Annotated in this window: 23 protein-coding genes and 8 pseudogenes; 12 read left to right on the top strand and 19 right to left on the bottom strand. The window is 67.1% G+C overall.

The window, feature by feature from the left end; all coding sequences use genetic code 11:
* Positions 1-11: 11 nt before the first annotated feature.
* From ACFZDL_RS44675 to ACFZDL_RS44655, 5 genes are all read left to right on the top strand, one after another.
* Complete coding sequence (locus ACFZDL_RS44675; RefSeq protein ID WP_353596899.1) at positions 12-452, top strand: hypothetical protein; 441 nt, start codon at positions 12-14, stop codon at positions 450-452.
* Entirely contained in the window at positions 449-646 is a 198-nt protein-coding gene (locus ACFZDL_RS44670) for a hypothetical protein (RefSeq protein WP_353596898.1), read from the top strand. Before ACFZDL_RS44675 ends, ACFZDL_RS44670 begins: the two co-directional genes overlap by 4 nt.
* Positions 643-810, top strand: a complete 168-nt coding sequence (locus ACFZDL_RS44665) for a hypothetical protein (protein ID WP_353596897.1) — start codon at positions 643-645, stop codon at positions 808-810. Before ACFZDL_RS44670 ends, ACFZDL_RS44665 begins: the two co-directional genes overlap by 4 nt.
* A complete protein-coding gene (locus ACFZDL_RS44660; protein WP_353596896.1) occupies positions 807-950 on the top strand; it encodes a hypothetical protein in 144 nt (47 codons plus the stop codon). Before ACFZDL_RS44665 ends, ACFZDL_RS44660 begins: the two co-directional genes overlap by 4 nt.
* Before the next feature lie 184 nt (positions 951-1,134).
* Positions 1,135-1,308 carry a hypothetical protein gene (locus ACFZDL_RS44655; protein WP_353596922.1) on the top strand — a complete coding sequence of 58 codons (174 nt, stop codon included), beginning with the start codon at positions 1,135-1,137 and terminating at the stop codon, positions 1,306-1,308.
* 884 nt (positions 1,309-2,192) lie between these two features.
* Here the strand turns inward: ACFZDL_RS44655 and ACFZDL_RS44650 are convergent.
* A pseudogene (locus tag ACFZDL_RS44650) lies at positions 2,193-3,272 on the bottom strand (DUF3223 domain-containing protein); the annotation flags it as partial.
* Here ACFZDL_RS44650 and ACFZDL_RS44645 point away from each other — a divergent pair.
* Both ACFZDL_RS44645 and ACFZDL_RS44640 read left to right on the top strand, forming a co-directional pair.
* A complete protein-coding gene (locus ACFZDL_RS44645) occupies positions 3,253-3,852 on the top strand; it encodes a hypothetical protein (protein WP_353596895.1) in 600 nt (199 codons plus the stop codon). The pseudogene ACFZDL_RS44650 and the gene ACFZDL_RS44645 sit on opposite strands and share 20 nt — an antisense overlap.
* Before the next feature lie 178 nt (positions 3,853-4,030).
* Positions 4,031-4,492, top strand: a pseudogene (locus tag ACFZDL_RS44640) (ATP-binding protein); the annotation flags it as partial.
* A gap of 28 nt (positions 4,493-4,520) precedes the next feature.
* Here ACFZDL_RS44640 and ACFZDL_RS44635 read toward each other — a convergent pair.
* The gene (locus ACFZDL_RS44635; RefSeq protein WP_353596917.1) at positions 4,521-5,591 is read right to left on the bottom strand and encodes a M20 family metallopeptidase; all 1,071 of its coding nucleotides are present in this window, start codon (positions 5,589-5,591) and stop codon (positions 4,521-4,523) included.
* Between the two features lie 656 nt (positions 5,592-6,247).
* Positions 6,248-7,603 (bottom strand): caspase family protein, encoded by a 1,356-nt coding sequence (locus tag ACFZDL_RS44630; protein WP_353596894.1) that lies wholly within the window; start codon positions 7,601-7,603, stop codon positions 6,248-6,250.
* Positions 7,604-8,453: 850 nt separating this feature from the next.
* Between ACFZDL_RS44630 and ACFZDL_RS44625 the strand changes: the two genes are divergently transcribed.
* The gene (locus ACFZDL_RS44625; RefSeq protein ID WP_353596893.1) at positions 8,454-9,545 is read left to right on the top strand and encodes an integrase core domain-containing protein; all 1,092 of its coding nucleotides are present in this window, start codon (positions 8,454-8,456) and stop codon (positions 9,543-9,545) included.
* 278 nt (positions 9,546-9,823) lie between these two features.
* Here ACFZDL_RS44625 and ACFZDL_RS44620 read toward each other — a convergent pair whose 3' ends face one another.
* Both ACFZDL_RS44620 and ACFZDL_RS44615 read right to left on the bottom strand, forming a co-directional pair.
* Entirely contained in the window at positions 9,824-10,009 is a 186-nt protein-coding gene (locus ACFZDL_RS44620; protein ID WP_353596892.1) for a hypothetical protein, read from the bottom strand.
* Entirely contained in the window at positions 10,006-10,377 is a 372-nt protein-coding gene (locus ACFZDL_RS44615; protein ID WP_353596891.1) for a VOC family protein, read from the bottom strand. The genes ACFZDL_RS44620 and ACFZDL_RS44615 overlap by 4 nt, the downstream gene beginning before the upstream one ends.
* An 81-nt stretch (positions 10,378-10,458) precedes the next feature.
* On the opposite strand from ACFZDL_RS44615, the pseudogene ACFZDL_RS44610 reads away from it, so the two are divergent.
* Positions 10,459-10,797 (top strand): annotated as a pseudogene (locus tag ACFZDL_RS44610) (transposase family protein); the annotation flags it as partial.
* 24 nt (positions 10,798-10,821) lie between these two features.
* On the opposite strand, the gene ACFZDL_RS44605 reads toward ACFZDL_RS44610, so the two are convergent.
* The 9 genes and pseudogenes from ACFZDL_RS44605 to ACFZDL_RS44565 all read right to left on the bottom strand — a co-directional run.
* A complete protein-coding gene (locus ACFZDL_RS44605; RefSeq protein WP_391194295.1) occupies positions 10,822-11,910 on the bottom strand; it encodes an integrase core domain-containing protein in 1,089 nt (362 codons plus the stop codon).
* A gap of 98 nt (positions 11,911-12,008) precedes the next feature.
* Positions 12,009-12,260 (bottom strand): annotated as a pseudogene (locus ACFZDL_RS44600) (transposase); the annotation flags it as partial.
* A 40-nt stretch (positions 12,261-12,300) separates the two neighbouring features.
* Positions 12,301-13,206: a hypothetical protein gene (locus ACFZDL_RS44595; protein WP_353597294.1), complete on the bottom strand. Its 906-nt coding sequence runs from the start codon at positions 13,204-13,206 to the stop codon at positions 12,301-12,303.
* Between the two features lie 99 nt (positions 13,207-13,305).
* Positions 13,306-14,238 (bottom strand): hypothetical protein, encoded by a 933-nt coding sequence (locus tag ACFZDL_RS44590; protein ID WP_353597295.1) that lies wholly within the window; start codon positions 14,236-14,238, stop codon positions 13,306-13,308.
* Positions 14,239-14,340: 102 nt separating this feature from the next.
* Positions 14,341-14,529, bottom strand: a complete 189-nt coding sequence (locus tag ACFZDL_RS44585) for a hypothetical protein (RefSeq protein ID WP_353597296.1) — start codon at positions 14,527-14,529, stop codon at positions 14,341-14,343.
* Between the two features lie 32 nt (positions 14,530-14,561).
* Positions 14,562-14,987: a hypothetical protein gene (locus ACFZDL_RS44580; RefSeq protein ID WP_353597297.1), complete on the bottom strand. Its 426-nt coding sequence runs from the start codon at positions 14,985-14,987 to the stop codon at positions 14,562-14,564.
* 58 nt (positions 14,988-15,045) lie between these two features.
* Positions 15,046-15,459 (bottom strand): hypothetical protein, encoded by a 414-nt coding sequence (locus tag ACFZDL_RS44575; protein WP_353597298.1) that lies wholly within the window; start codon positions 15,457-15,459, stop codon positions 15,046-15,048.
* 294 nt (positions 15,460-15,753) lie between these two features.
* The gene (locus tag ACFZDL_RS44570) at positions 15,754-16,326 is read right to left on the bottom strand and encodes a transposase (RefSeq protein ID WP_353597299.1); all 573 of its coding nucleotides are present in this window, start codon (positions 16,324-16,326) and stop codon (positions 15,754-15,756) included.
* A gap of 40 nt (positions 16,327-16,366) precedes the next feature.
* Positions 16,367-16,573: pseudogene (locus ACFZDL_RS44565) on the bottom strand (winged helix-turn-helix domain-containing protein); the annotation flags it as partial.
* 294 nt (positions 16,574-16,867) lie between these two features.
* Here ACFZDL_RS44565 and ACFZDL_RS44560 point away from each other — a divergent pair.
* Positions 16,868-17,717, top strand: a pseudogene (locus ACFZDL_RS44560) (IS5 family transposase).
* Here ACFZDL_RS44560 and ACFZDL_RS44555 read toward each other — a convergent pair.
* On the bottom strand, positions 17,675-18,085 hold the full coding sequence (locus ACFZDL_RS44555) for an Imm10 family immunity protein (RefSeq protein WP_353597172.1): 411 nt from the start codon (positions 18,083-18,085) through the stop codon (positions 17,675-17,677). The pseudogene ACFZDL_RS44560 and the gene ACFZDL_RS44555 sit on opposite strands and share 43 nt — an antisense overlap.
* Before the next feature lie 61 nt (positions 18,086-18,146).
* Here ACFZDL_RS44555 and ACFZDL_RS44550 point away from each other — a divergent pair.
* A pseudogene (locus tag ACFZDL_RS44550) lies at positions 18,147-18,440 on the top strand (hypothetical protein); the annotation flags it as partial.
* A gap of 53 nt (positions 18,441-18,493) precedes the next feature.
* On the top strand, positions 18,494-19,054 hold the full coding sequence (locus tag ACFZDL_RS44545) for a hypothetical protein (RefSeq protein WP_353597171.1): 561 nt from the start codon (positions 18,494-18,496) through the stop codon (positions 19,052-19,054).
* A 2-nt stretch (positions 19,055-19,056) separates the two neighbouring features.
* On the opposite strand, the gene ACFZDL_RS44540 is transcribed toward ACFZDL_RS44545, so the two are convergent.
* The 4 genes and pseudogenes from ACFZDL_RS44540 to ACFZDL_RS44525 form a co-directional block, all read right to left on the bottom strand.
* Positions 19,057-19,437 carry a GNAT family N-acetyltransferase gene (locus ACFZDL_RS44540; RefSeq protein WP_353597170.1) on the bottom strand — a complete coding sequence of 127 codons (381 nt, stop codon included), beginning with the start codon at positions 19,435-19,437 and terminating at the stop codon, positions 19,057-19,059.
* A gap of 64 nt (positions 19,438-19,501) precedes the next feature.
* On the bottom strand, positions 19,502-19,756 hold the full coding sequence (locus tag ACFZDL_RS44535; protein ID WP_353597169.1) for a hypothetical protein: 255 nt from the start codon (positions 19,754-19,756) through the stop codon (positions 19,502-19,504).
* A 378-nt stretch (positions 19,757-20,134) separates the two neighbouring features.
* Positions 20,135-20,611, bottom strand: a pseudogene (locus tag ACFZDL_RS44530) (IS5 family transposase); the annotation flags it as partial.
* A gap of 865 nt (positions 20,612-21,476) precedes the next feature.
* Positions 21,477-23,858 (bottom strand): hypothetical protein, encoded by a 2,382-nt coding sequence (locus ACFZDL_RS44525; protein ID WP_353597168.1) that lies wholly within the window; start codon positions 23,856-23,858, stop codon positions 21,477-21,479.
* Positions 23,859-23,932 lie beyond the last annotated feature (74 nt).

Here is a 23,932-nt window from a genome sequence, read left to right as displayed (position 1 = left end):
CGGGGGCTCCCTTGGAGACGACTAACGACACCCGCGCCGCCCTGCCGTGGACGCCGCCCGCCGGCCGTAGCGCGGAGCTGCAGCCCGCGGGCAAATCGTGGGACGTCGTGCGCGTCCCCTTCTCCATCGGCATCGGAAAACGCACCCTCGACCTCCTGGGCGAGGCGACGGGCGCGGTCATCGAGAACCCGATCGACAGGGTGCTCTACTGGCTCATCGCACCGGGCGCCGCTGCCGAGTGGGACATGGGCCTGCTGCCCTCCGTCCAGGTGTGGGGCGCGACCGCCTACGTCGAAGTGCCCCCTGTGGGGTGCGAGACGGGTCCGGGCGTGCGCTGGCGCGTACCGCTCAGGAACGGCGGCCAGCACCTGACCAACCCCGCGGCCCTCTTCGCCGCGCTGGAGACCGCGACCCGCGAAGCGCTCGGCCCCCGCGCGGAGGTCCAGCGGTGACCTCCCAGATCTGCGCCCGCTGCGACAAACCCACCAGCGAGCCGGTCGTCGTCGCGATCGAGCACGGGGCGAGCGCCGGCGGCCGCACTGCCTACGCCTGCCCCGGCTGCGCGCCCAGCTTCCCGAAGCAGCGCGACATCCTCGCCGAGCTCGCGGCCATGCGCCGCGCCCGACAGCAGGGCTGGGTCCGGTGACGCCCCCCGACTCGGGCGCCGAGGCGAAGTGGCGCGCTGCCATCGAGCACGCCGCGGGCTGCCTGGCCTGCAAGACGCCCGGCGGCGCTTGCAGTCAGGGAGAGCAGCTGCTGCTGGCCTACGAGGCGACCACGCGGCAGATCCATGCGGAGGAGGCCGGATGAGGCATCGCCGACCGTCCTCGACCGAGCGGGCCGCCTGGTGCGCCTTCCGGGTTGTCCGCTCCGGTCTGGTCCTCACCGTGGCAGCCGCGCTCCTGGCAATGACCGTCGCCCTGTGCGTACTGGGCGGCCCTGCCCGATAGACCGGTGGGTCGCTGGCGTCCGGTCCCTCCGTGCCGGACAGCAGCCGCGAGCCAGCGGCCCACCCTCTCAGCCCCTCTGGTCGGCTACTCGGACGTCGGCCACACGGAGGCGGGACTTCGGCACCGGCCAGGCATCCGCGCCGGAGCCCCGCCGAAACGCACCACACCATCGAGAAAGGCACGCATGACCAGCAGGCGACACACCATCTCCGCGGCCACGAACAGCAGGGATGTGCGCCCGTCCAGCGACGCGGCGACCCGCCAGGGGGACCTGGCCGACCGGCACGTACGGCAGACCACGCACGTCTGCGACGACATGTGCGAAGCCCCCTGCATCCACCTCGACGGCAACCCGTAAGCCCCCACCCCGGCCGCCCATAGGGTGAGGACAGTGCTCTCCGCGCAGGCGGAGGTGAGCCGCAGGCCGCGCAGCAGCGTTACCGCCGGTTGGGGTGCTCTCCGCGAGAGCGGAGGTGAGCCGCTGGACGGCATGCCGACGGTCCCGTCCCACCTCGCGCGAGCGGAGATGAGCCGGGCGTCGACATGGCCGCCGCCTTCCTCACCGGGTGCGCTCCGCACGAGTGGAGGTGACCCGCGGCAGATCAAGGTCACATGCCTTGAAGGCAAGGGCTCTCCGCGCGAGCGGAGGTGAGCCGGACCAGGGAGTCCGCGCGAGCGCCGGTCCGACACCGAGGTGTCGGGTTCGGTGCCGGGCTGGCCAGGGCCGCGGGCAGCAGGGATACGGATCGCCGGGCTCCTCATCCGCGACCATGCGATTGGAGCGAACTTGGAGTCGCGGACAGGGCATGGGAGTTTCACCTGCGAGGGCGGCGCTGGTTCTCCTGCGACGACAGAAGTCCGAGCACGGCGCGCTCCTGGTGGGTGGCTGAACCATCGTTCGGCCAGGTCGCGGTCCTTGAACCTTCCGAGTCCAGGCTCTGTCGACGGAGTCAGTTCGATCGCTTCCCATCCGCCGACTGTCTTGGCGAATTCCTCGGCGATTCCCACGAACGAGGGTCCCCGGAAGTAGCTGACGGCGGTGTTGCTGCTGTTCAGCGGCGTACAGGACTGGTCCGAGACCAGGGAGCCGACCGCCCTCCGAGACTCGAAGTAGGCGTTGATGGCCGACTTGACCTCGTCCCGCATCACGTTCATGACCTGCTGGCGGTAGGTCGGCGGCTTCAGGCATGTCTGGTAGGAAAAATCTATGCGACTCCCGTCCGTGCGGATCACCTCGAAGCCGGGGTACGGCCCGCGCTGTGGCGGGGCGATCGCAAAGACTGCAACGCCCGGGCCGATCTTGTCGTCCGCTTCATGGTGCATGTCGAGGAGGTCCAGCAGGAGCAGATGGTCGTCTTCCTGGTCCACGATGCTCCCCACGGTGTACCGGTACAGCACCTCGCGTACAGCCTCTTTCGCCTCACCCTTCGTCCGGTACCGACGATGTCCAATCCAGAACTCAGTCACGAACCATTCCTTCCGTTCGGTCTTCCCGGCCCCGCTGCCCGACGCTGCGCCGACCAGGATGGCGCGGCCCGCCTCGGTGTGTTGCTGGGCAGGGTGCCCGACGCGCGAAGCTTCCGAACCAGACGATGTCGGCAACACCGTGGGAGACAACGTGGGCGGTGTCCGTGCTCTCCGCGCGAGCGGAGGTGAGCCGACGGCACTTGGGGAACGCTCGCTTCTAACGTCCTCTCCGCGCGCGGAGGTGAGCCGGGGCTCAAGAAGACCGGTGCCACGTCGACCACGTCCTCTCCGCTCGAGCGGAGGTGAGCCGGCGATGAACAGCCGGTCGATGCTGCCGCCGGTGTGCTCTCTGCGCAAGCGGAGGTGAGCCGCGGTTGGACACCGTCGAGCTGGAAGAGGCGACGTCCTCTCTGCGTGAGCAGAGGTGAGCCGTCCTTGAACCCGCTCCCCATGTCCCGCGCGGCGCCCTCTCCGCGCGAGCGGAGGTGAGCCGCCTGCCCGGCCGCAGCGGTGGTCATCGGACCGGTGCTCTTCAGCGCGAGCGGAGGTGAGCTGGCTGTGTCGGTGATGTCCCGTCTCAAAGGGTCTGGTTCCCAGTACAGGCTGTGACCTGCGGTGACCAGATCGTTTGAGACGCGCTGCGAGTCGACTTCTCAGACGATATGGGTCGGCGGCGGATGCTCGTCCTCGTCTCAGCAGATCTGGTTCGGCTCGGACGTGCTGAACTGAACCAGCTCTGGGTGGCCAGCCGCTCTTGGTCAGCCGCGGAAGATCACGGCGAGACGTCTCCAGCGATCTGGTCGACTCAGGCCAGGGCGGCCCATACCCTCTCGATGTGTCCGCATCCCGAAGCATCGACTCCTGGCAGCAGGTGGAGTCCCGGCAGGACTTCGCTGCCTACCTCCGCTTCTTGGCCTTCGACTGCGAGCAGGCGTGCAGCGGCCAGGACGCAGAGCCGCCGACGGTCAACCGTTGGACCAACCAGACCATCAACGGTCTCCTGTGGGGGTGGGTCCGCCTGCTCGGTGACCGCCTCGACGGCACCGACCTGCTTCACGAAGAAGCACCCGGTCGACCCGGCTGGCAAGGACTGGCATACCAACTGGACACCGTTCGCACCACATCGCCGGGCTTCGACTGCATGCTCACGGCCCCCGGAACTGAGCCGGACGAGGTCGACACACCCCGCGACCTGCGGAGGTACGTGGCGACGCTCGCCACTGACTTCGCTCGGGACGAAAAGGAGAGCCAGGCAAAGTTCGACCGTGGTCAATGGGCAGGCGATGGAGGCAGCTGGGCGCACAGCACCCTTTACGACTGGCTCGACGCCTGGGCCGCGTGGGTGGGTGCCAACTCGCCATTCCACGCGCAACTCGAACCCGTCACCTGGAGATCCGTAGCCCTACAACTCTCAGCCGCGCGGATCTACGAGTAGGCCGTGCTCTCCGCGTAGGCGGAGGTGAGCCGCAACCGGGAGCGAGGAGAAAGCGTACATGGCCGTGCTCTCCTCAGTTCATGGGAAGGCTTGCAGGCTGCCGCGTTCAGGAGAAGACCATGGGGGCCCCTTCGCGCACACAGACCTCAAGGACCGCCACCAGACTCGAGGCATCCTCGAGGAGATCGTCCTGATCGGCGACTCCGGCACCGGCAAGTCCCACCTGCTGATCGCGCTCGGCACTGAAGCCGCGATGCACGGCTTCCGCGTCCGCTACGTGCTGGCCACCAAACTCGTCAACGAACTCGTCGAGGCGGCCGACGAGAAGCAGCTGACGAAGACGATCGCCCGCTACGGCCGTGTCGATCTTTTGTGCATTGATGAGCTCGGCTACATGGAGCTTGACCGAAGGGGCGCTGAGCTGCTGTTTCAGGTTCTGACTGAGCGCGAGGAGAAGAACAGCGTCGCCATCGCTTCGAACGAAAGTTTCAGCGGGTGGACGAAGACTTTCACCGATCCGCGGCTCTGCGCGGCCATCGTCGACCGGCTGACCTTCAACGGCGCCATCATCCAGACCGGCACAGAGTCCTACCGCCTCGCCCACACCAAGGCCCAGGCCGAGCAAACCAAGGTGAGCTGAGTGACTAGGCTCAGGTGGGGAACGCGCGTCAAGGTTTATGCTGCGTCCGGATCGCACTCACCAGGCCCGCGACAAGACTTGCTCGCTCGGCCATGGTCTCGACGAGAAGGTATTCGTGGTCCGCGTGGGCACCTCCTCCAACGGCCCCGAGGCCGTCGAGCGTCGGCACGCCTAGAGCGGCCGTAAAGTTGCCATCACTTCCACCACCGACTGCCCTGCCCTCGATGCCCGGCTGCAGGCTCCGTGCAAGGGCCATGAGCTGCATCGACGCCGACTCGGGCATGGGGGGGCGACCGACACTTCCCTGTACGGAGATGACGGCTCCGTCGACATGGGGGGTCAGGGCGGCGAACGCCGACTCGACGCGCTCCTTTTCCTCGGGCGACTCAACGCGGACATCCACGAACACGGTCGCCCCAGCGGGAACGACGTTGTCCTGGGTGCCAGCAGAAGCGACGGTCGGCGTGACGGTCGTACCGATCTCGGGCCGCGATAGGGCCACGATGTCCAGTACCTGATGCGCCACTTCGACCAGGGCATTCACACCAGCTGCGGGTTCCAGACCCGCGTGCGAGGCCCGCCCGGTGATGGAGACCTCGAAGGTGCCGCAGCCCTTTCGGCCCGTCTTCAGGGCCCCTCCGTCGGCCGCCCCCTCGAACACCAGCACGACACCGCAGGCGAGAGCACGCTCCTCGATCAGGGCCCGCGAGGCCCGGGAGCCGACCTCCTCGTCGGCGGTCACCAGGATCTCCACGCCCGACAAATCGTCGAGCAGCGCCAGTCCGTGGATGGCCTGCACCAGACCACCCAGCATGTCGAACACACCCGGGCCGGTCACCCGGCCGTCCTCCACCCTGAAGGGGCGGCGCTCCAGGGTGCCGAGCGGAAAGACAGTGTCGTGGTGCCCGAGGATCAGCACCTTCGGTTCCCCGCCGCCCGACCAGTGCACATGCGGCCCGGCCTCGCTCGGGACGAGCACGGCCCTGCCCCCCAAGCGGTTCTCGATGACACCGGCGACTGCTCGGGCCGACGCGTCCAGCGCATCGAGATGGCGGGAGGGCGACTCTGTCTCGACAAGTGTCCTTAGGTCGTCGAGCATCGCGTCGACACTGGGGACGGTCGTGTACGTGATCACAGGAAAAGCCTAGTCGCCGCCCGCTCCGTGAAAGCACAAGGCTAAGGGGGGCGGCCCACAGCTCCAGAGCGACATCAAAAGTCACTGACATTGATCTTGAAGCTCACCGCAGAACGACTCCCGAAGTCACACCGAAACGACTCCCTCAGAAACCGACACAGCCACGGGCCTGAACCTGGAGGCCGACGATCTGTTTCAGACGTCCTCGGGCACCTTCTACCCCTTGGAGCTGGTCAGAGCCATCACGGTGACGTGGCTCTTCTCCGGCCTCAGAAGTCCGCTCGCCCTCGACGAAGCAGCAATCAGGCATGAACCCTCATGCCGCCCTCTCAGAGGTCGCTCAAGTCCGCAGCATGTGCAGTTCGTTTGCGGTGTCATGCAGTATGCGCATTCCCAACCCTGGCAAGTCCGGTATCCGCACGGCTGTCGTCTCCGTGCTGGCAGCCAGGGTCTTGGCGGCCGTGGTGGCGGCCGCCTGGGCATGGCCAGGCCAGGAGCTACCCCGTTGGTTTTTCGGCGGGTACTACTGGGAGCCGGTACCGGGAATCACGCTGTGGGCGTTCACCGTGGAGCTGGGCGAGCCGCCCGCATAAGCGGGTCGTGCCCAGGCGGCGTTCGCGTCAGGCCAGGGCGCTGAGGCGTGGATCGAGGTCGAGGAGTTGGCTGTTGGTGCGATAGCGGGCAGGGGCGAAGCCGAGCACGGCCTCACGCAGGAGGACCGGGTCGGCGTCGAACTCGTTCAGGGTGCCAAGCGCGTGGTAGCCCAGGTTGTCGAGCTCTCCTCTGCCCAGCGACGACACCAGCCACAGGGAGGCGCCTGGCCGCGGCCTCACCAGCAGGATGTTCTCGTACGTCTTCTTACCGTCCCCGTAGCCCAGCTCGGCACGGTGGAGGAGTCCGACATACATGACATCTTCCCAGGGGATGTCGGTGCGGTCCCCCGTAGCCGGATCGGAGGAGAGAGACAGCCCGGTGGCGTTCACCGTCAGGTGTGGGCGGTGGTCGAGGGTGGTGTGGCAAACGCCCGCCATGAGCAGCGTGAACAGGGGGATGATCAGGGCGTATGGCCCACCCTTCAGCGGCACCCACGCGGCGTAGGTCATCGGAGGAGTGGCCGCCACCAGCCCCCCGGCAAGCAGCCTGCACAGCCGTCGGACCCAGTGCCTGACCGGTGGCCTGCCGAAGGCGGCCTCCCCCGGAACAGCGAGCTCGGGCGCCCCGGCCGCCGGCTCCACAGCCGTCCGTACGGGCGCGCGGACCAGCGTCAAGGTGCCGGCCGCGTTCACCGCCCGGCGCTGCGGGCGGGGCAGGCCCCGGCCGGCCAACTCGGCGTCGATGAACGCGTGGATCCCATCGAGCGTGAGCGGCTCCGGGCCGGTCAGCGCTCGCAGCAACGCGCCCGTAAACGCGGTGTGCGGCTCCCCGGGCGGGGCGAACGACGGCGCCGTGTGCGTGGTGGAGGTCAGCGTGTACGTACCCGAGAGCTCCAATTGACCAGCGACGATACTGCGCCGCGACGCCATCGCCGCCACCGCCCGCCCGGAGAAACAGCAGTCCAGAATGAGCACCCGCGCCTTCGCCCGAGCCCGCCCGACGAGACGCAGGATCAGCTCCACAGGGATGGCGCTGAAGCCGACATTGTCGGGGTCGGTGTCGGTCAGCGACAGGTACAGCCGCCCGTCCTCGTCGAGGAGGCCATGGCCCGCGTAATAGACCAGCAGCAGGTCAGTGGCCTCCTGCGCCGCAGTGGCCAGGGCAGCACCGACAGCGGGTGTGGCCACCGGCTCACCGTCGCCCAACACGCGGCAGTGCGACGGGAGGAGGAGGCCACGATCCGGGTCGGTGAGCGCGGCGCGAAGCCCTGCGAGATTGCCACGCACGGCAGGGAGCGAGGTCAACTCGGCGGACTGGTACTCGGCGGTCCCGAGGAGCACAACGCGCGATAACTCGCCGTCCGGCCACCAGACGTCCGTCACGCCGATCATCCTGCCACAGGGCGATGAACCGGCGGAAGGCCACAGCGGCCCGCTGCTCGCCCCCCCCCAGCCGGTCGCCACCCGCATCCGGCTGTGCCGCACAGCCGGGCAAATGGCGGGTATGACCGCGATCGTGCTCCATGACCTCAGCGGCCGACGACAAGCCCGCGCCTGGTTCGCCACGGCCACCCGCGCGGCTCGCGAATCCAGAGACTGCCAGCTGCACGCCTGGATCCTCGCTCGCGAAGCGATGGTGCCCCTGAACTACGGCGCGCCCCAAGCGGCGGCCGACCTCGCCGAGCAAGCCCGCCGCGACTCTGGCAGCAGCCATCGTCGCCCGCGCCTACGCCCTTGCCCGCCAACCCGACCAGGCCCACAACGCGCTGGCGGACGCAGATCGGCTCACGGAACAGCTCAGCGGCGACCAGCGTGCCGACACGTGGTTCGGGCACTGCGAGGGCGAGGTCGGTGCGGCCGGCGCGCAGGGCGAGCAGGCACAGCAGGTCGAGGGCTGCTCGGTCGGCGAAGCCCGCCTCGGTCGCCCACCGCTCCGGGCAGGCGTCGGCGGCCTCCTGAACGCGCCAGACCATGGCGATGATGTCGCCGATCAGATGGGCGGGCAGGGCCGGGCGCCCACAAGGGAGCTCGAAGGTGCGAGTGTCACCACCTGGTGATAAACGTCGACCCGCACCCGAACGAAGCCTTCACCGGCCGCGGCCCTGCGGGAACTGTGCGGGTGCCGATAAATCATCCACGCAGGTCGGGAGACTGATCACGGATCTTCGGTTCTCCTCGACGTTCACCCCAGGGTCTTCACCTGCGCAGGACCCCGGCGGCATCATGATCTGTCGTGCTGCTGCGTCTGGCCTACCTCGCCGCGACCAACGCCCTGGCGTTCCTACGTCTCCTGCCGATGAGCGACAGAGAAAAGGATGTCGAGATCCTGGTACTCCGGCACCAGCTGCTGATCCTGCAACGCCGGGTCGGCAAGCCGACCTTCACCGCCACAGACCGTGCCATCCTCGCCGGGCTGCTCCACCACCTCCCCAAAGACAGACTGCGGCACCTTCTGCTGCTGGTCCGCCCCGACACGGTCCTGCGCTGGCATCGTGAACTGCCCAGGCGGCGCCATGCCGCGACCTGCGTACCCAGACGATGCGGACGCCCACGCACCATCCGGTCGATCCGCGCCCTGGTCCTGCGCCTGGCCAGGGAGAACGCCTCGTGGGGGTATCGCCGGATCCACGGCGAACTCGCAGCCCTGGGGATCAAGATCGCCGCCTCCACCGTCTGGGAAATCCTCCGCCAGCACGGCATCCCTCCCGCACCCGAACGGCAGAGCACCACCTGGGCCAACTTCCTCCGCAGCCAGGCCAAAGCTCTACTCGCCTGCGATCTCTTCGAAGTCCGCACGCTGACCGGTGCGCGCCTGTACGCCTTCGCCGCCATCGAGCACACCACCAGGCGCATCCGGATCCTCGGCGCCACCCCACACCCCACCGCGGACTGGATCATGCAGCTCGGGCGCAACCTCCTCATGCACCTCGATGACGCAGACAGCAAGGCGAAGTTCCTGATCCGAGACCGCGACTCGAAGTTCACAGCCGCCTTCGACACCCTGATGGCCGATGCCGGCGTGAAGGTCGTCACCACCGGCATTCGCATACCGCGGATGAACTCGCTCATGGAGCGCTGGATACAGACCTGCCGCACCGAACTCCTGGACCGGACCCTGATCTGGAACCAGAGCCACCTCATGCACACCCTGCGCGAGTACGAGACCTTCTACAACGAACACCGCCCGCACAGGGCACTCGAACAAGCCGCCCCATGCCGCCCGCTACCCGCACCCATCACCCAACAAGCCCAACTCACCCACCTCGAAGTCAGCCGCAGAGACCGACTCGGCGGAGTCCTCCACCAGTACCAGCACGCCGCCTGAGCTGCGCAGATGATTTGTCGGCACCCGCACTGTCAGCCGGCGGGCACCAGCGCGGTGTCGTACTGCTCGACGGCCCAGGTGCGGGTCGAGCGTGCCCGTGATCATCCGGGTGAGGCGGCCGAGGATCTGCTGGAACTGCTTCTTCTCATACTCAATCCAGTCCGCGGGATCCTCGGAGAACATGTATCCGTGCCGGCGGTGCCAGATGATCGGTGTGAGGTGCTCGGCGGCCCCGACGTCCCGCAGGTGCCGGATGCCTCGGGTGACCTGCCACTTGGTCAGGCGGGTCGCGGCGCCATGAAAACCGCACCGGTCAGGAAAACCAATCCCATGACCAGCAGCAGCCAGTTCGACAGCAACGCCCTAATCAGGTACCATCCTTCTTGCGGATACATGATCTTCGGCTTGTGAGCTAAAGGTTGTCCCGCAATGAGCGAGCCGAGGTGCAGGGAACCGGTCGTCACGCGTCCTGGTAGAGGTTGACGATGTTGCCGTCGGGGTCGCGCAGCCACACCGAGCGGCGTCCCCAGGGCTGGGTTATCGGCGGCTTGAGGATCTCGATGCCCCGAGCCCGCAGCCGTTCGTGGCGTGCGTCCACGTCGGCGACCTGGAACTCCAGGGTGAAGCCTCCGCTCGCAGCGGCGGCCATCGATCCGGGCACCATCGACTCCATGCCCTGGGTGGAGAAGAACGACAGGGCGGCACCGGGGACCGTCACGCGGGCGAAGGGGGCGCTGCCTTCGACATCTGCGTCCAGGAGCGCGGCATAGAAGGCGGCGAGGGCCGGGACGTCGTCGGTGATCAGGGCGGTACCGGTGAAGTGTGGCTGCATCCGGGCATCGTAGGTCGAGGGTCGGACATCGGGCCCTGCAAGGAGAAGAAGCCTGCCGGTCATGGGTGACATGATCTTGTCGTGTCTGGTGTGATCACGGCGTCGGAGCCTTCCTGGACAGCCCCGTTCACCGGGCTGAGCCCACGCCAGTTCGGCAAGCTCATCACCGCGCTGCGTCGCGAAGGCGCGGACCCGGTTCGCAAGGGCCGGCCGTGGAGTCTGCCGCTGGAGGACCGGGTCCTGCTGGTCGCCGCGTACTGGCGCACCAACCTCACGCTGCGGCAGCTGGCACCGCTGTTCGGGGTGTCGAAGTCGGCCGCCGACCGCATCATCGACCACATCGGCCCTTCGCTCGCGCTCCAGCAGCGCAAACGCTTCCGCAAGGACACCGTCCTGATCGTGGACGGAACTCTGATCCCTGTGGGTGCCGGAAACGCTGTCAACCTATGCAACCTGCTTGTATTCGCGGATGAGGCCACCAAGTCGATCACGCCGGCAGACCGATGTGGAGGCGCTGGCTGGCCGCGGTTCAGGTGTGATCAGCGGGTCTGGTGGCCGTTGGCCGAGGGATCGGTGTGGCCGGTGTCTGTTGTAGTGCTCCGCGTACTCATTGACGACGAGGCGGAGATGTCGCTGTCCGGTGATCAGGATGCGGTCGGTGGCCTCGCGGCGACATGATCCGATCCAACGTTCTGCGATTGAGTTCATCCGGGGTGCCTGGGGCAGTGTCGGGAGGACCCGCACGCCGACCGCTTGGAAGACGGCGTCGAAGCTGTCGGTGAAGTACGCGCCGCGGTCCCGGATGAGGAACCTGATCGACTCCGCGCGGTCGCCGAGGTCCATAAGGTAGTTGCATGCCTGCTGAGCTATCCACGGGCCGGTCGGGTGTCGGGTGATGCCGGCGATGTGCACCCGCCGGGTGCCGTGGTCGATGAAGAACAGCACGAACCAGCGCCGCAAGAAGGCGGTGTCGATGGGGAAGAGGTCGGTGGCCACGATCGCGGAGGCCTGGGCCTTGAGGAAGGTAGCCCAGGAGCGGTCCGTGCGCTGCGGCGACGGGTCGATCCCGGCCTCCTTCAGGATCGACCAGACGGTCGAGGCGGCGACTTTGCGTCCCAGGCCGAGGAGTTCTCCTTGGATGCGGCGGTATCCCCATGCGGGGTTCTCCCGCGCCAAACGCACGACCAACTGCCGCAGCGCCTCTGGTTTCGGTGGTCGACCGGGACGACGGGAGGGATAGGTCCATTTCCAGGCGATGAGCCGTGCGTGCCAGCGCAGAACCGATCGCGGAGTGACCAGCAAGGCCACCTGGGTACGCCGTTCCTTGCTCACGATCCGGAGCAGAGCTGCCATGACGGCCCTGTCGCTCCAGGAGAACCGAGGCCGAAGCCGGTTGCGCTGCGCGATGGCGAGCTGATGCCGGAGCATCAAGATCTCGACATCCTTCGCCGCACTCGAGCGGGCCAGGAGGACAAGCCATCGGAACGTCTGACAGGCGAGCAGGTAGATCAGCCGTATCACCACGCCCCGCATGTTGCCCCAGAACAGCCTGCAGCCACCCGAGCTCTGGCAAACTCGAACCAGCAGGTCAACCTGGGTGACATACTTTCCGGCACCCACACGGTGGAGCCGGCCCACACACGGTCCCGGCTCCACTGGGCGAAACGTCGGTAGACGGTGGGCCAGGCAGGGCCGAAGACCGGCGGCAGCTGTCGCCAGGTACAGCCCGAGGTAGCCACGAAGATGATCGCGGCCAATGCTTCGCGGTCACCTGCTCGAGCTCGCCCACCGCCCTGAGGGCGCTTGACCTCTGAAGGCGGCACTACCCGCCGGAACAGCACCCACAACTCGTCTGGAACCAACCGCTCAACCAGCTCTCCCACGAAGCATTCAACGACCCGCAGGCACCAAAAGAAACGGCGTCTAAACGCCGGTGATCGTTATGAGCCGAGGAGATGTACTGCTCTGAAATGGGCTCCTCGCGCCGGAAGCCTTCACCTCGTCCAGCCCTGTCAGGTACAGATCGCAAAGATTGCAGTGCAGGATGTCCATGCTGGTGGGGACGGTGCCCTTCTCGGAGGGTAGGAGCCGGACCGTGGCGGGACCCCTGCATGCGGGGCAGTCGACTGTGGCCACGTGGTAGTAATGACCACCTGTGGGAAGTTCGTCCAGCCACCTCGTGTCCAGACTTGGATCGAACCTTGAAAGGTGCAGCTCAGACGCTGTCAGCACTTGCGTCATAGCGTCTTCGGGCAGGTCCTTGAATCTGTCCTCGAAGAAATGCCGGGCCTGCTTGATCCGAATCTCGACGTCCCGCTGGATCTTGTCCCGCTGCTTGTCGACCGCCACGTTCACGGCGCTTGTCCAACGCCACCAGAACTGCTCGATGGACAAGCCGACGTCGTTCAGCAGGATCGCGATGGTCTCGGCGAGTGTAGGCAGGAGCGCCTTGGCCTCGTCACCGCCACTCGTGTGAGCGGTGCCGTTGCGGAGTTCAATCAGCTTGTCGAGCTGAGAGCTTGAGGGGAGAACCTTCAGGGTGCGTAGCCGCTTGACGGCGTCCCTGGCGCCCACCGTTTTGATCTTGTCCAGCTCCATGTCCAAGTGGCCACCGAAGTAGAGCAGCAGGTCAGGGTTCGTCCTGTTGCCCATCTCCAAGAGGTAGACCGGGTTTCTCTTGACCAGAGCGGCCTTGGCGAGCCGCTCTATGGCGACGCCTCCATGGAGGGCGAACTCGTCGTACTCGCGGCGCCCGTGATCCTCCATGGCCTTGAAGGCGGCCTTCTTGGCGCCCGCGAGGAAGCTCTCGAAGGAGAGGGAATCGTCCATGGTGGGACGGTAGCTGCCTCAGTACTACAGGGCGATCGGTTTCAGAGCCCCAAGCCCCGGCTCCCCGGCCGGGGCCTGGGAGCGGGTGTCGAAAGGGGGTCAATCCTCCGCTGTGCTTCCTTCACCTGTTGGATCGAAGTGCCAGCGAAGTTCCTCTTCCACGGTGAGCAGCGCATGGCCGAGTTCGTCCACCAGGCGCAAACTCTCAGGGATGCCCGCTGCTGAAAGCTCGTGGCGCTCCAAAGCGAACCGGCACACGAGGCAGAGGAAGCCTTCGGCGAAGGACTTTCCGGGTTCGTCACGCTTGATGTAGTACGGCGGTCCGGCGATGACGAGGGCCAGGTTCTCGCAGGCAGGACACAGCCTGGGCACGAAGACCTTGGGGCCGTGCTTCTCGGAGACCTGAAGCCCGTACTCCACGGACGGCCGCGTGTCCACGTAGCTGTCCAGTGCCTCTTCCGGGAGACCGTCGAAGCGCTTCTTGAGTAGACGCCGGGCCTGTTCGATACGACGTGCGACGTCCCGCTCCACCTTCTCCTGCGCATCGTTGAGCGTGATGCTGACGAGATTGGACCAGGAGCCCCAGTACAGATCCTGTTCTTGGACCAAGTGGTCCAAGAGCTGGTTGGTCACTCGGCAGAAGACGGTGAGACCGTCGAATGCTTCGTCGGCTGAGGCCATCAGATGGGCGACGCCGTTCCGCAGTTCGATCAACTGGTCAAGATCGGCGTCCTGCCGGGGCAGAACAGCCATGTCTCGTAGGCGACTGATGGCCTGGCTGGCGCCCACGGTTCTGAGCTTCGTCGCCTGGCGGACTCCGGTGAGGTGAAACAGCGTGTCGTCCTTGCCCTTCATCTCCATCAGAAGAAATGGGCTCTTCCTCACCAGCGCGGCCTTCGCCAGTCGCTCAATACTCACGCCAGCGTGGAGGAGGAAGACCTCCTCGTCCCCCAGGCCGTGCGCCTCGTGCGCAGACCACGCGAACTTGCGAGCACCGCGAAGGAGGCTCTCGAAGGAGAGCGAACCATCCATGCCAGGACGGTAACCTCCCCTGTATTACAGGGCGATGGAATTTAAGAAGACCCGGCCTCGGGACGAACCACACCCAGGAACTCCCGGAGCCGGGGGCTTGTGTCAGGAGCCGTGCATGTGGCCGTCCTCCGCGTCGTGCGGGTGCGTGTGGCCGTGCTCCTCGGCCGGGGCGAGCTGGGCCCGCAGGGAGGCGTTCTCGGCCTCCAGGGCCGCGATGTGGCGCCGGGCGAAGTGCAGGTCCAGGACGGTGTCCTTGAACTCCGCGATGAGCTGGTCAGGGGTCATCTGCATGACGTACTCCAGGGTGTGGTTCGGGGTGTGGATCAGGTGATGGAGCTGTAGATCGGCACGAAGCCGAGGCTCGCCCCAGAGGCGTCGAAGACCTCCATCTTGCGGACGAGCGTGCCGACCGACGTGGTGGCCGCCGCGCTGTTACCGACGCCGAGTCCGATGACGGTGATCAGCATGTCGTCGGTCTTCAGCTTGTTGGCGGCCGAGCGATAGAGGTTGGTATCCCGGCTGCCGACGCCATCACCCCACTCGGCCTTGCCGTCCGCGTACACAACCAGGCGCCGGTTGGCGTCGCCGGTGACGTTGGCCTGGAAGGCCCGGTCCGTGGCGGCCGTCATGACGGCGTCGAAGCCCGCAGCGGCGCCGGGAGAGGCAGTCGGCTGGGCAGAGAAGCCCTGGATGCCCGACGTACCCCACACGAGCGCGAGACGGGCGCTCTTGGCCGCCGTGGCGCCCATCGTGATCTGTCCGTCCGAGCGCTGGATGAACAGCGGGGTACCCAGCGTGCTGCCGTCGTCAGCGCAGCGGATGAGCTGGAAGTTCGAGCCTTTGATTGGACCCGGACTCGGTGTCCGTGTTGACGCGGATGATCCACCGGCGGCCGGAGTTCTGCATGTCCGAGGAGATGGACAGCAGGATGTCCTTGTTCACGGTGTTGTTGCCACCGACCCGCAGGGCCGTGTTCTGCCCTGCGTAGTCGCCAGTGGTGATGTTCTGCGCTCGGACGGAGAAGTCGGCCAGGTTGGTCCGGATGTTGGTGTACGCGATGCCGATCGTGGTGTCGACCGCGTTGCTCAGCTTCGACTGGTCGATGAACGGGATCTCCAGGCGCCCCTGAAGGGCCCCGGTGGCGTCCGCGACCTCCAGTTCCCAGTGGCCGTGGATCGAGCCGTGGTCGTTCGCCTCGTAGTGGGCGCCCTGCCAGACCACGGGCTTCCAGTTGATGCCGGTGGAGACAGGAAGTGCCGGATGTTCTCGCCGTACGAGCCGACGTTGGCGCGCTGGAACGAGTAGAGGTTGAGCCGGCTGGTGGAGTCGGTGCCCGTCCCGTCGTCGTCCCCGGCCGCATACGACGAGATCAGGTTGATCCCGGTGTGCAGGGCACCCGCCATGCCCAGCGGCGGAGGGGTAGAGCCGGAGGTCTGGTTCACCGTGAGCGGCCCGTTGACGGAGCCGCCGGACGCCAGGCTCAGGGAGTCGACGTATTGCTTACTGAGGTTTTCGTTAGTCCTGTGGGAGTGGGTGGATGGTGAGTCCGGTGTGGGCGAGGAAGGACCAGGGGAGTCGATCGTTCTGGTTGATGCGGTGGATGCCTTGTTCGGTGGCGTCGGCGACGTCTGCGAGGTGGTTGCCGGCGAGGTTGGCGAGTTCGCGTTTCTTGAGCGACGACCACAGCAGTTCCACCGGGTTGAGCTCAGGTGCATAAGCCGGTAATCGCTCCAGGGTCAGCCAGTCCTGTTCGCCGACCCAGGCCCGCATGGTCCGGCTCCAGTGGGCGGACAGTCCGTCCCAGACCAGCACCACCCGCTCTCCGCTGTAGAACACCTTGAGTTGTTCAAGGACCCCGATGAGGGCGGCGGTGTCATAGCTGCCGGGCTTGAGGTGAAAGCACAGGCGAGGCCCGCGGTCGGGGTCGGCGGCGTGGTAGCCGAGGGCTGCGGCCATCGAGGCGCGCTTCCAGTTCAGCCGGTGCCGCAGGAGCGGAGTGCGGCCGCGGGGTGCATAGGTGCGGCGGACCTGAGGCAGCAGCGAAACGCCTGATTCGTCGAGGAAGACGATCCAGGCACGTTTGTTCATCGCCCTTTTTGATGCGCGGCCACTCATGAGCGACCCAGCGGGCGATCTCGGACTCGTCCCGCTCCACCGCCCGACGCTCCGGCCGCTGCAGGCTCCATCCCAATCGACTGGTCAGCAGACGCCAGACCGACGCCCGCGACAGGACTACTCCCGTCACTCGCTCGACCACCAGACCGACCCGCTCCAGCGTCCACAGATCAGCCTCGAAGCCATGTGCCTGGGCGCCCCGCTCCAGCGCAATCCGCACCTGCTCGACCTGGGCATCCGCCGCACGCTCTCGTCGCTGACCCCCAGCATCCCTGCGATCTCGACATTCGAGCGTTCCTGCCCGAACAACTCGGCTGCCCGCACACGTCGGGCCTCGGCCAACTGCGGCCGCGTTAAAGGAGGAATAACAGTTCCGGAGGCAACAGGCGAAGGCTTGAAGGACACGACAACAGACTCTCACCAACAAGCCCGTCACCCCCACGGAACTAACGAAAAGATCAGTAGACGCCGTTTCTTTTGGTGCCTGCGGGTCGTTGAATGCTTCGTGGGAGAGCTGGTTGAGCGGTTGGTTCCAGACGAGTTGTGGGTGCTGTTCCGGCGGGTAGTGCCGCCTTCAGAGGTCAAGCGCCCTCAGGGCGGTGGGCGAGCTCGAGCAGGTGACCGCGAAGCATTGGCCGCGATCATCTTCGTGGCTACCTCGGGCTGTACCTGGCGACAGCTGCCGCCGGTCTTCGGCCCTGCCTGGCCCACCGTCTACCGACGTTTCGCCCAGTGGAGCCGGGACCGTGTGTGGGCCGGCTCCACCGCGTCCTCCTGGACGAGCTCGGCGCCCGCGGCGAATTGGACTGGTCGCGGTGCGCGATCGACTCCGTCAGCCTCAGAGCGGCAAAAGGGGGCCACTGACCGGACCGAATCCGACCGACCGAGGCAAGAGCGGATCGAAGGTCCATCTGATCACGGACCGAAACGGACTGCCCCTATCTCTGGGGATCTCCGCCGCTAACACCCACGACAGCCTGGGACTGATGCCTCTCGTCCGAGGCATCCCGCCCATCCGCTCCCACCGGGGGCCCCGGCGTCGACGGCCGGCCAAACTGCATGCAGACAAGGGATACGACTACGACCACCTGCGGGTATGGCTCCGCCAACGTGGTATCCGCCACCGCATCGCCCGCAAAGGCGTCGAGTCCTCACACCGCCTCGGCCGGCACCGCTGGGTGGTCGAGCGCACCGTGTCCTGGCTGGCCGGCTGCCGCCGGCTGCACCGCCGCTACGAACGCAAGCCCGAGCACTTCCTCGCCTTCGTCGGTATCGCTGCCGCCCTCATCTGCTACCGGCGCCTCGCTGTCGGCGCAGGTCATCAGACCTCAACGGGATCTGGACGTGCATCCTCCCGCCCGTAAGCCAGCACCTGGGGCAGGACCTCACGGAACCTGGCGATGTCCTCGGCTGGCGCTTCCAGCACCGCCTCGATCTCTGTGTCCTCCAAGCCCAGGGCCGGCAGTGCCGAGGGCTCCAGGGAGACTCGCAGGACGTTCCCGCTCAGCACTGCCGCTCGCACGCATCCGTACGCCGTGCCCTGATTGGCCGTGACCAAGCAATGAGTGTCCATCCCGAGGGATACCTCCTGGTCGTCCGGCTCCTTACCGTCGCACATGAACAGCATGACGAAGCCGCTGCCGTCCACGCCTTCTGCGACACCGGCCTCGATGAAGTCACCGTCGGGGTCTATCTCCGCGCCAGCCGCACGCGCAACGAACCGATAGGTCATGACGGAGTTCTACCAGCGCCTCACCATAAGAAATGGCTTCTAACTTGGCTGAGACGGGACACACGCCATCGCGCTCTTCCGAGGACGTGACACGTCGGCCGAGAGCAAGAGATCAGCAATCTTCAACCTCGCCCGCATCCTCGAGGAACGTCGTGCCCTGATCAAGGAGCACCTCAAGAAGGACGAAGGCGCCTTGTTCGAGATCGCCAACCGATTCAACCTGCGCCACCGCCGGGCCGACCAGCAAGGCGAGTACGACGAAGCGTTCCTCGACCAGATCTTCTGGTGGTATATGGCCACGGTGGAGCTCACCAACCGGCTGATCGCCTCCCGCAATCCCGACGCCGGAAGCTGAACCGCTGCCCTTACTGCGTCCCACCGCGCGGCCGCCGCCCCTACGATGCCGTCGTGCGGAACACAAAGGCATTCAAGGAAGCCGTTGCCCAGACGCTCACGGAGCTGGCTCACCGGGGCGTGACGCTCGCGCCGTCGACCGTTGAGGACACCATCGAGAAGAACATCAACACCGTGGCCGAGCGGCTCCGGATCCAGGTTCGCTCCGCCTGGCGATACTTTGACGCCAAGGCCACAGCCGACCACCTCGCGCAGAGCCTGTCCTCCTACGAGGAGAGCAGCAGCGAGAAGGGCGTGGGACAGGCCCCGATGCCGCCGCTCGACAACCCCGAACTCGCGCTGCTCCTCGCGGGTGTCCCAGACTCCCTGACACAGACCGGCGGCGACCTGTACGCGGTCATCCTCAACGTGGCGGTCAACGCGTGGATGGCCGGCCATATCCACGGCGAGGACGGCTGTGCCGGGTGCGACGGCAGCCGCGGCCCGGCCGGACACGACTGGGAAGCCCGGATGCGCACCATCACGGAGATGCAGCCGAACATCAGCAAGTGGTTCGACCGCGATGTATGGACCCGCGCAGTCAACGACGCGGGCTTCGCCGTCACCCGCCGCTGAAGTCAGCGCGCGGGTAGGGGAAGGATTCCTTGGATGACCAGTTGCCGGCCGTAGGGGGTGGGCATGGGCTGCATCTGGACGCCGGTCCGCAGCGGCTTCACCGAGTAGCGGTAGCCCTTGGTCGGGCCGTGGCAGATGAACCCCGCCGGCGTGGGGATGCCGATGCCGTCGGGGGAGAGAGTGAAGCCGAGCCCTGCGTAGAAGTCCGTCAGCTCCGGTTTGTGCGTGGCGGACAGGACGGCCGCGCCCAGCTTCCCCTCCGGGCGCGAGCCCATCGCCTTCTCCGCTTCGGCGACCAGGGCACGCGCGATGCCCTTCCCGCGCCACTCCTCGACCACCGCGAGGGAGTCCAGGCTGGCGACGAGACCGGCGATGAGGTGCACGTTGGGCGACCCCCATGAGCATGGGGTGGGTGAATGCCCACGCCGCCGGCAACGCGAGCATGCCTCAGACCAGCGCGCCTGACGACGTCTCCTCCACCACGCGTACGTGCGTGAGCTTCTCAGGATCGAGGCTCTGGCCGATCGTGGAAGGAAGCACCCGCCAGGAACCGTCGGGGTTGTCCGGGTCGGCCATCCGGATCACAGGCTCCAGCGGCGCCACGTCAGCTTGTGTCGCGTCCCGGATCACGATGCCGTCCGGCAGCGCCGGAACGCGCACAGGAATGACGGCACCCGGCTGCACCCCGCCCAGCTGCGGCATCGTACATGCGCTCACCCAGCTCGTTCCCCGAGTACAGGCGCTCCGCCTCCCGACGCGCCGGATTCCCAGACCGACGGGCGCCCTTGCGCGCACCATTCCGCTTCCCCACAGCGTCCCTCCCCTTGTCATCGCAAACCTCCCCCAGCCGGACCCCTCTTAACACCTGTGACTCCGGCCGACAGTTGGCGGCCGAGGCACGGATAGCCGCAGCGTGCCACGGAACTCCGGGAGCTTGGTGGCGGGTCTTCCGGCTTGTAGTTGGCGGGAACGCCCCCGCGATGGCGGCCGCGGGGCGACACGACATCGGCCGCGGCGACCGCGCCAAGGCGGTCGTCGCGGCCGAGACGGGCCGGGAAGGGTTAGGGGCTTTCGTTTGGATCACCGGGCGGACCACAGGAAGATGCCGGCGATGTGGAGTCCGGCCAGGTAGATGGTTGCCGTCTTCTCGTAGCGGGTGGCGATGCCGCGCCACTGCTTGAGGCGGTTGATGCACCGCTCGACGGTGTTGCGCTGCTTGTAGGTCTCGCGGTCGAAGGCCGGTGGCCTGCCGCCACGGCTGCCTCGTCGCAGCCGGTGGCCCCGCTGGTCTGCCGGGACCGGAATCACCGCCCGGATGCTGCGCTTGCGCAGGTGGTCGCGGATCGCACGGGATGAATAGGCCTTGTCCGCCAGGACCACGTCCGGCCTGGTGCGCGGCCGGCCACGCCGTCGGGGAACGCGCAGGCGAGCCATGACGTCGGTGAAGGCCGGTGCATCGCCGGCCTGGCCGACGGTGAGGACGAACGCGAGAGGTCGGCAGCGGGCATCGGCTGCGAGGTGGATCTTGGTCGTCAGCCCACCACGGGAGTCAGCCAGCACGCCGTAGATCATTTACGGGACAAGACTTAGGCGAGACCGAGACCTGCCCCGCGAGACCGGCTGGCCTCGAAGCCCGGCAGCGTGCTCCCGAAGCGAACGGGGACGCCCCGAAGCCGATGGCCGTGCCCTCGAAACACCACACAGGAATGCGCGGTTGCGCGGGCCGGCCCGGCGAGACACGAACGCGCAGAGTTGGGCGGCAGAATTCCCAACGAGATTGATCCCAGGTGCGGCTGGCCTGTTCCGCGGTGGAGTGTCCCGCTGGGCGAGGTGCAGCCCAAGGCCCCGAGGCGCGGGCATTCGGAGGGACTCTCCTTGGTGCTCTCCTGGCGCCTGGGGCAGTGAGCAGATGCCGGAGTGTCGGCTGCCCACCCGGCAGGAGTTCAGTGCGGGAGGAGCCTTCCCTGGCGATTCGTGCCAGCCGCTCGTCGCCCAACGGAGGGCACTCCGGCAGGGCTCCGCCACAGTCACGGACGGGGCAAAGCAGCCGAAGCCCTGGTGAGGAGGGGTGCACGGTTCCGCATCGGGCCGCCCCGCACCACACCCAGCAGCCGCTTCGGACGCGCCGGAGGTGATGTGGTGTTCGTCACATGGGCGAGAACGTCGTCGCGTCAGCTGCCGGGCTGGCGGCCACCACGCGGGAGGCCGACACGGCTCTGCGACTCCGCGTACGGCCCTAAGCGGAATCTCTGGCTGCCTGTTCTCCTGGGCGCCGCACCCGCGTGCGGGCCTGCCTTGGCTCCCGGCCCGGAGCTAAGAGGGCATGTGACCTAGGTGCATCCCGTACGCGATGGTGCAGGACGGAGTTGTACGCGACTGGGGACGTTCAGTGGTACGTCCCCCTTGCACCGGGCGGCACATGTCAGGAACGGTCGCGTACGACGGCTCGCCTTTGCTCGGCGTCCGGTCCGGGCTGTGGCACGATCCGCGGCAGGGCGGCGGGACGCAGGGCCCAGTGCACGCGGAACTGTTCCAGGATCTTTCGGGCGCTGTGCGGGGACACGGTCATCTCCAGGCGCGCCTCGGCAAGTCGCTGCAGGTCGCCGGGTGTCTTGTCGGGGCCGGTGTAGGCCGCTTTGCGGGCCGCGAAGTTGGGTCGCGCAAACACTTCGAGCAGGGTGCCGATGAAGTAGAGGTAGCAGGAGAACTCCTCCCACCGCTGGGCAGATTCGCCGACGGGGTCGGTGCCTTCGGCGTGGGGAGGGCGTACGGCGTGTGCCAGGTGCAGGACGCGCTGCTCGAGTTCGGGGTTGGCCCGACTGGAGTCGGCCTCGCGGATCAGGGTGATCAGGGTATGCAGGTCGTGCACGGTCTGCGCGGTGGCGGCTGAATCGTCGTGGCGGGCCAGTAGCGCGCGAAATCCGACGAGGGCTTGTGCGGCCTCCTCCCACAGCACTTCACGGGCCAGGGCCGCCAGTCCGGGCTGCCGGGTGCGCCGGTGGGTCTCTGTCACCTTGCGGGTGTAGCGGATGAGGTCGCGTGGGAGCCCGCCGGACAGCGCGTGGACGAGTGCGACGAAGGGGTCGGTGAATCCCGGGACCCGTATCTGCAGCAGCGCTCTGGACTCTTCCAGGGTGCGCGCCTCGATGACCAGGACGTCCTCCAGGGAACTGTCGGTGACGTCGCGGGTGGGCAGTCCGCGGCGGATGAAGGCCGACCCGATGTCCTCCGACACCGACAGCACGAAGTACACGCGCGGTACGTCGAAGATGGCCTTGATCTCGGCGAGGAACGCGCGTGCCTGCTCACTGGAGCCCAGCCGGTCGAGCTCGTCAATGCCGACGAAGACCTTCCAGTTGTCCTGGCGCTCGATGGCGCTGATGCGGGACAGCAGACTCCGGAACTCCCACACCAGCTCCGGGTAGGTGAAGGTGCGAGAACTGCTGCCGCTGGTACGGCCGAATCCCAGGGTGAGCGCGCGGGCCGACGCGCCGAGCGAGGTTGACGTGCCGACAGACTGGATGTGCTGCAGCAGATTCAGGTAGTTGTGGCAGTCGTGCACCAGGCGCCGCACCGGCCGCCCGGCGAGCCAGCTCCTCGGATCGGCCCACCACAGCAACAGCGCCCCCACCACGAGCAGCACCAGGCGGGAGATCACGGGATGCTCCTGCCATGCGGTCAGCGTCCACCCCCACAGACCCACCGTCCATCCCGCGGCGGCGGGGCGAGTGGACTGGTAGACGGCATCGACGAGATCGCGGACTTCCCTCTGGATCGCCAGGACGACCAGGCTGAGCCCGGCCAGGAGCTGGGCCCACCGGCGGGCCGAGTAGTACAGGCGCCGGGGGCGGTGTGCTGCGCGGGCCCGCGAGCGGAACAGAAACGGGGTACGCGGACGGCGGCCGTACAGTGCGAGGTAGTCCCGGCACACCGACTGGAACAGGGAGAGCAGGAACTCCTCGGGGCGGTAGTTGGCCGGCGTCTGGACGATGGTGTGGAAATGCAGTTCGGGAAAAGGACCGAGCCGGCCCTGGCAGGCCTTCTTCAGCAGGGTGCTCTTGCCGACGCCCCGTGGCCCGCAGATCGCGATCGCCCCACCGCTCATCTGATCGAGCTTGCGCTGCAGCGTGGCCTCGACCTGCGTCGATATCCAGTACCGGGAGTTGCCGGCGTCGATGAGACCGTCATGGCTGCGGGCCACCAGCAGTGACTCGTGATCAGGTCCGAGCAGCGCCGTCATCTCACGCCGCATGATCGGGTCCATTGTCTTCTTCAGCCTGACGAGCGCCCACCAGCCCAGGCGCACCTCGGCGTCGGCCGCGCATGCGGCCCACAGCACGCCGAATAGGGCGGTCCGTATTTGGTTGACAAAGTTGTTCCGGTTATCCGCGTTTCTGAACTCTTTGACGCCGCTGTAGCCCAGAGGCCAGATAAGGGCCGAGATACCCACCCACCAGGGCATCCCGACCATTGCATCCGCCAGCCAGTAGACGAGCGCCACCAAGAACACGAGCGACAGGAAGGGCGTGGTGCGGCATCGCTCCCGGGACTCGATGAGGCTTTGACGCAAGGAGTCGACGCGAGCCGCTCTGCGGCGCAGATCGAAGTAGGAGGGATCGGCCCGCAGCACTTCGGAGATGATCCGGGGCTGGTCGAAGGCCTGCCGCAAGTGCTCGTCCGTGATCTGGGGCCGGTCCAGGTCCAGATACGCCCGGATCTCTGGGTGCTCGGTTGACGCCGTAACGGCACGCTTGTACCAGGGCCGGATCCGCCGGGGCTCCAGGTGCCAGATTCCGCTCGGCATCCATGCCTTCCTCTGAGCAGCGAATGCATCCCGCGGCCCGACAGCGACGGGAAACCGTAAGGGGCTGACACCTT

This window comes from Streptomyces sp. NPDC007917 (genome assembly GCF_042959105.1).
In the GTDB taxonomy this organism is placed as follows: domain Bacteria; phylum Actinomycetota; class Actinomycetes; order Streptomycetales; family Streptomycetaceae; genus Streptomyces.
The sequence above is the reverse complement of the archived record's forward strand: the minus strand, read 5'-3'. Positions and strand labels throughout refer to the sequence as shown.

Excerpts from the sequence above, each read along its gene's own strand:
- ACFZDL_RS44660 (WP_353596896.1), top strand. The coding sequence starts at position 807 with ATGAGGCATCGCCGACCGTCCTCGACCGAGCGGGCCGCCTGGTGCGCC.
- ACFZDL_RS44655 (WP_353596922.1), top strand. The coding sequence starts at position 1,135 with ATGACCAGCAGGCGACACACCATCTCCGCGGCCACGAACAGCAGGGAT.
- ACFZDL_RS44635 (WP_353596917.1), bottom strand. The coding sequence starts at position 5,591 with ATGCTCGACGACCTAAGGACACTTGTCGAGACAGAGTCGCCCTCCCGC.
- ACFZDL_RS44615 (WP_353596891.1), bottom strand. The coding sequence starts at position 10,377 with ATGCAGCCACACTTCACCGGTACCGCCCTGATCACCGACGACGTCCCG.
- ACFZDL_RS44605 (WP_391194295.1), bottom strand. The coding sequence starts at position 11,910 with ATGCGGGGCGTGGTGATACGGCTGATCTACCTGCTCGCCTGTCAGACG.
- ACFZDL_RS44595 (WP_353597294.1), bottom strand. The coding sequence starts at position 13,206 with ATGGACGATTCCCTCTCCTTCGAGAGCTTCCTCGCGGGCGCCAAGAAG.
- ACFZDL_RS44590 (WP_353597295.1), bottom strand. The coding sequence starts at position 14,238 with ATGGATGGTTCGCTCTCCTTCGAGAGCCTCCTTCGCGGTGCTCGCAAG.
- ACFZDL_RS44585 (WP_353597296.1), bottom strand. The coding sequence starts at position 14,529 with ATGCAGATGACCCCTGACCAGCTCATCGCGGAGTTCAAGGACACCGTC.
- ACFZDL_RS44580 (WP_353597297.1), bottom strand. The coding sequence starts at position 14,987 with ATGGGCGCCACGGCGGCCAAGAGCGCCCGTCTCGCGCTCGTGTGGGGT.
- ACFZDL_RS44570 (WP_353597299.1), bottom strand. The coding sequence starts at position 16,326 with ATGAACAAACGTGCCTGGATCGTCTTCCTCGACGAATCAGGCGTTTCG.
- ACFZDL_RS44555 (WP_353597172.1), bottom strand. The coding sequence starts at position 18,085 with ATGACCTATCGGTTCGTTGCGCGTGCGGCTGGCGCGGAGATAGACCCC.
- ACFZDL_RS44535 (WP_353597169.1), bottom strand. The coding sequence starts at position 19,756 with ATGCCGCAGCTGGGCGGGGTGCAGCCGGGTGCCGTCATTCCTGTGCGC.
- ACFZDL_RS44525 (WP_353597168.1), bottom strand. The coding sequence starts at position 23,858 with ATGCCGAGCGGAATCTGGCACCTGGAGCCCCGGCGGATCCGGCCCTGG.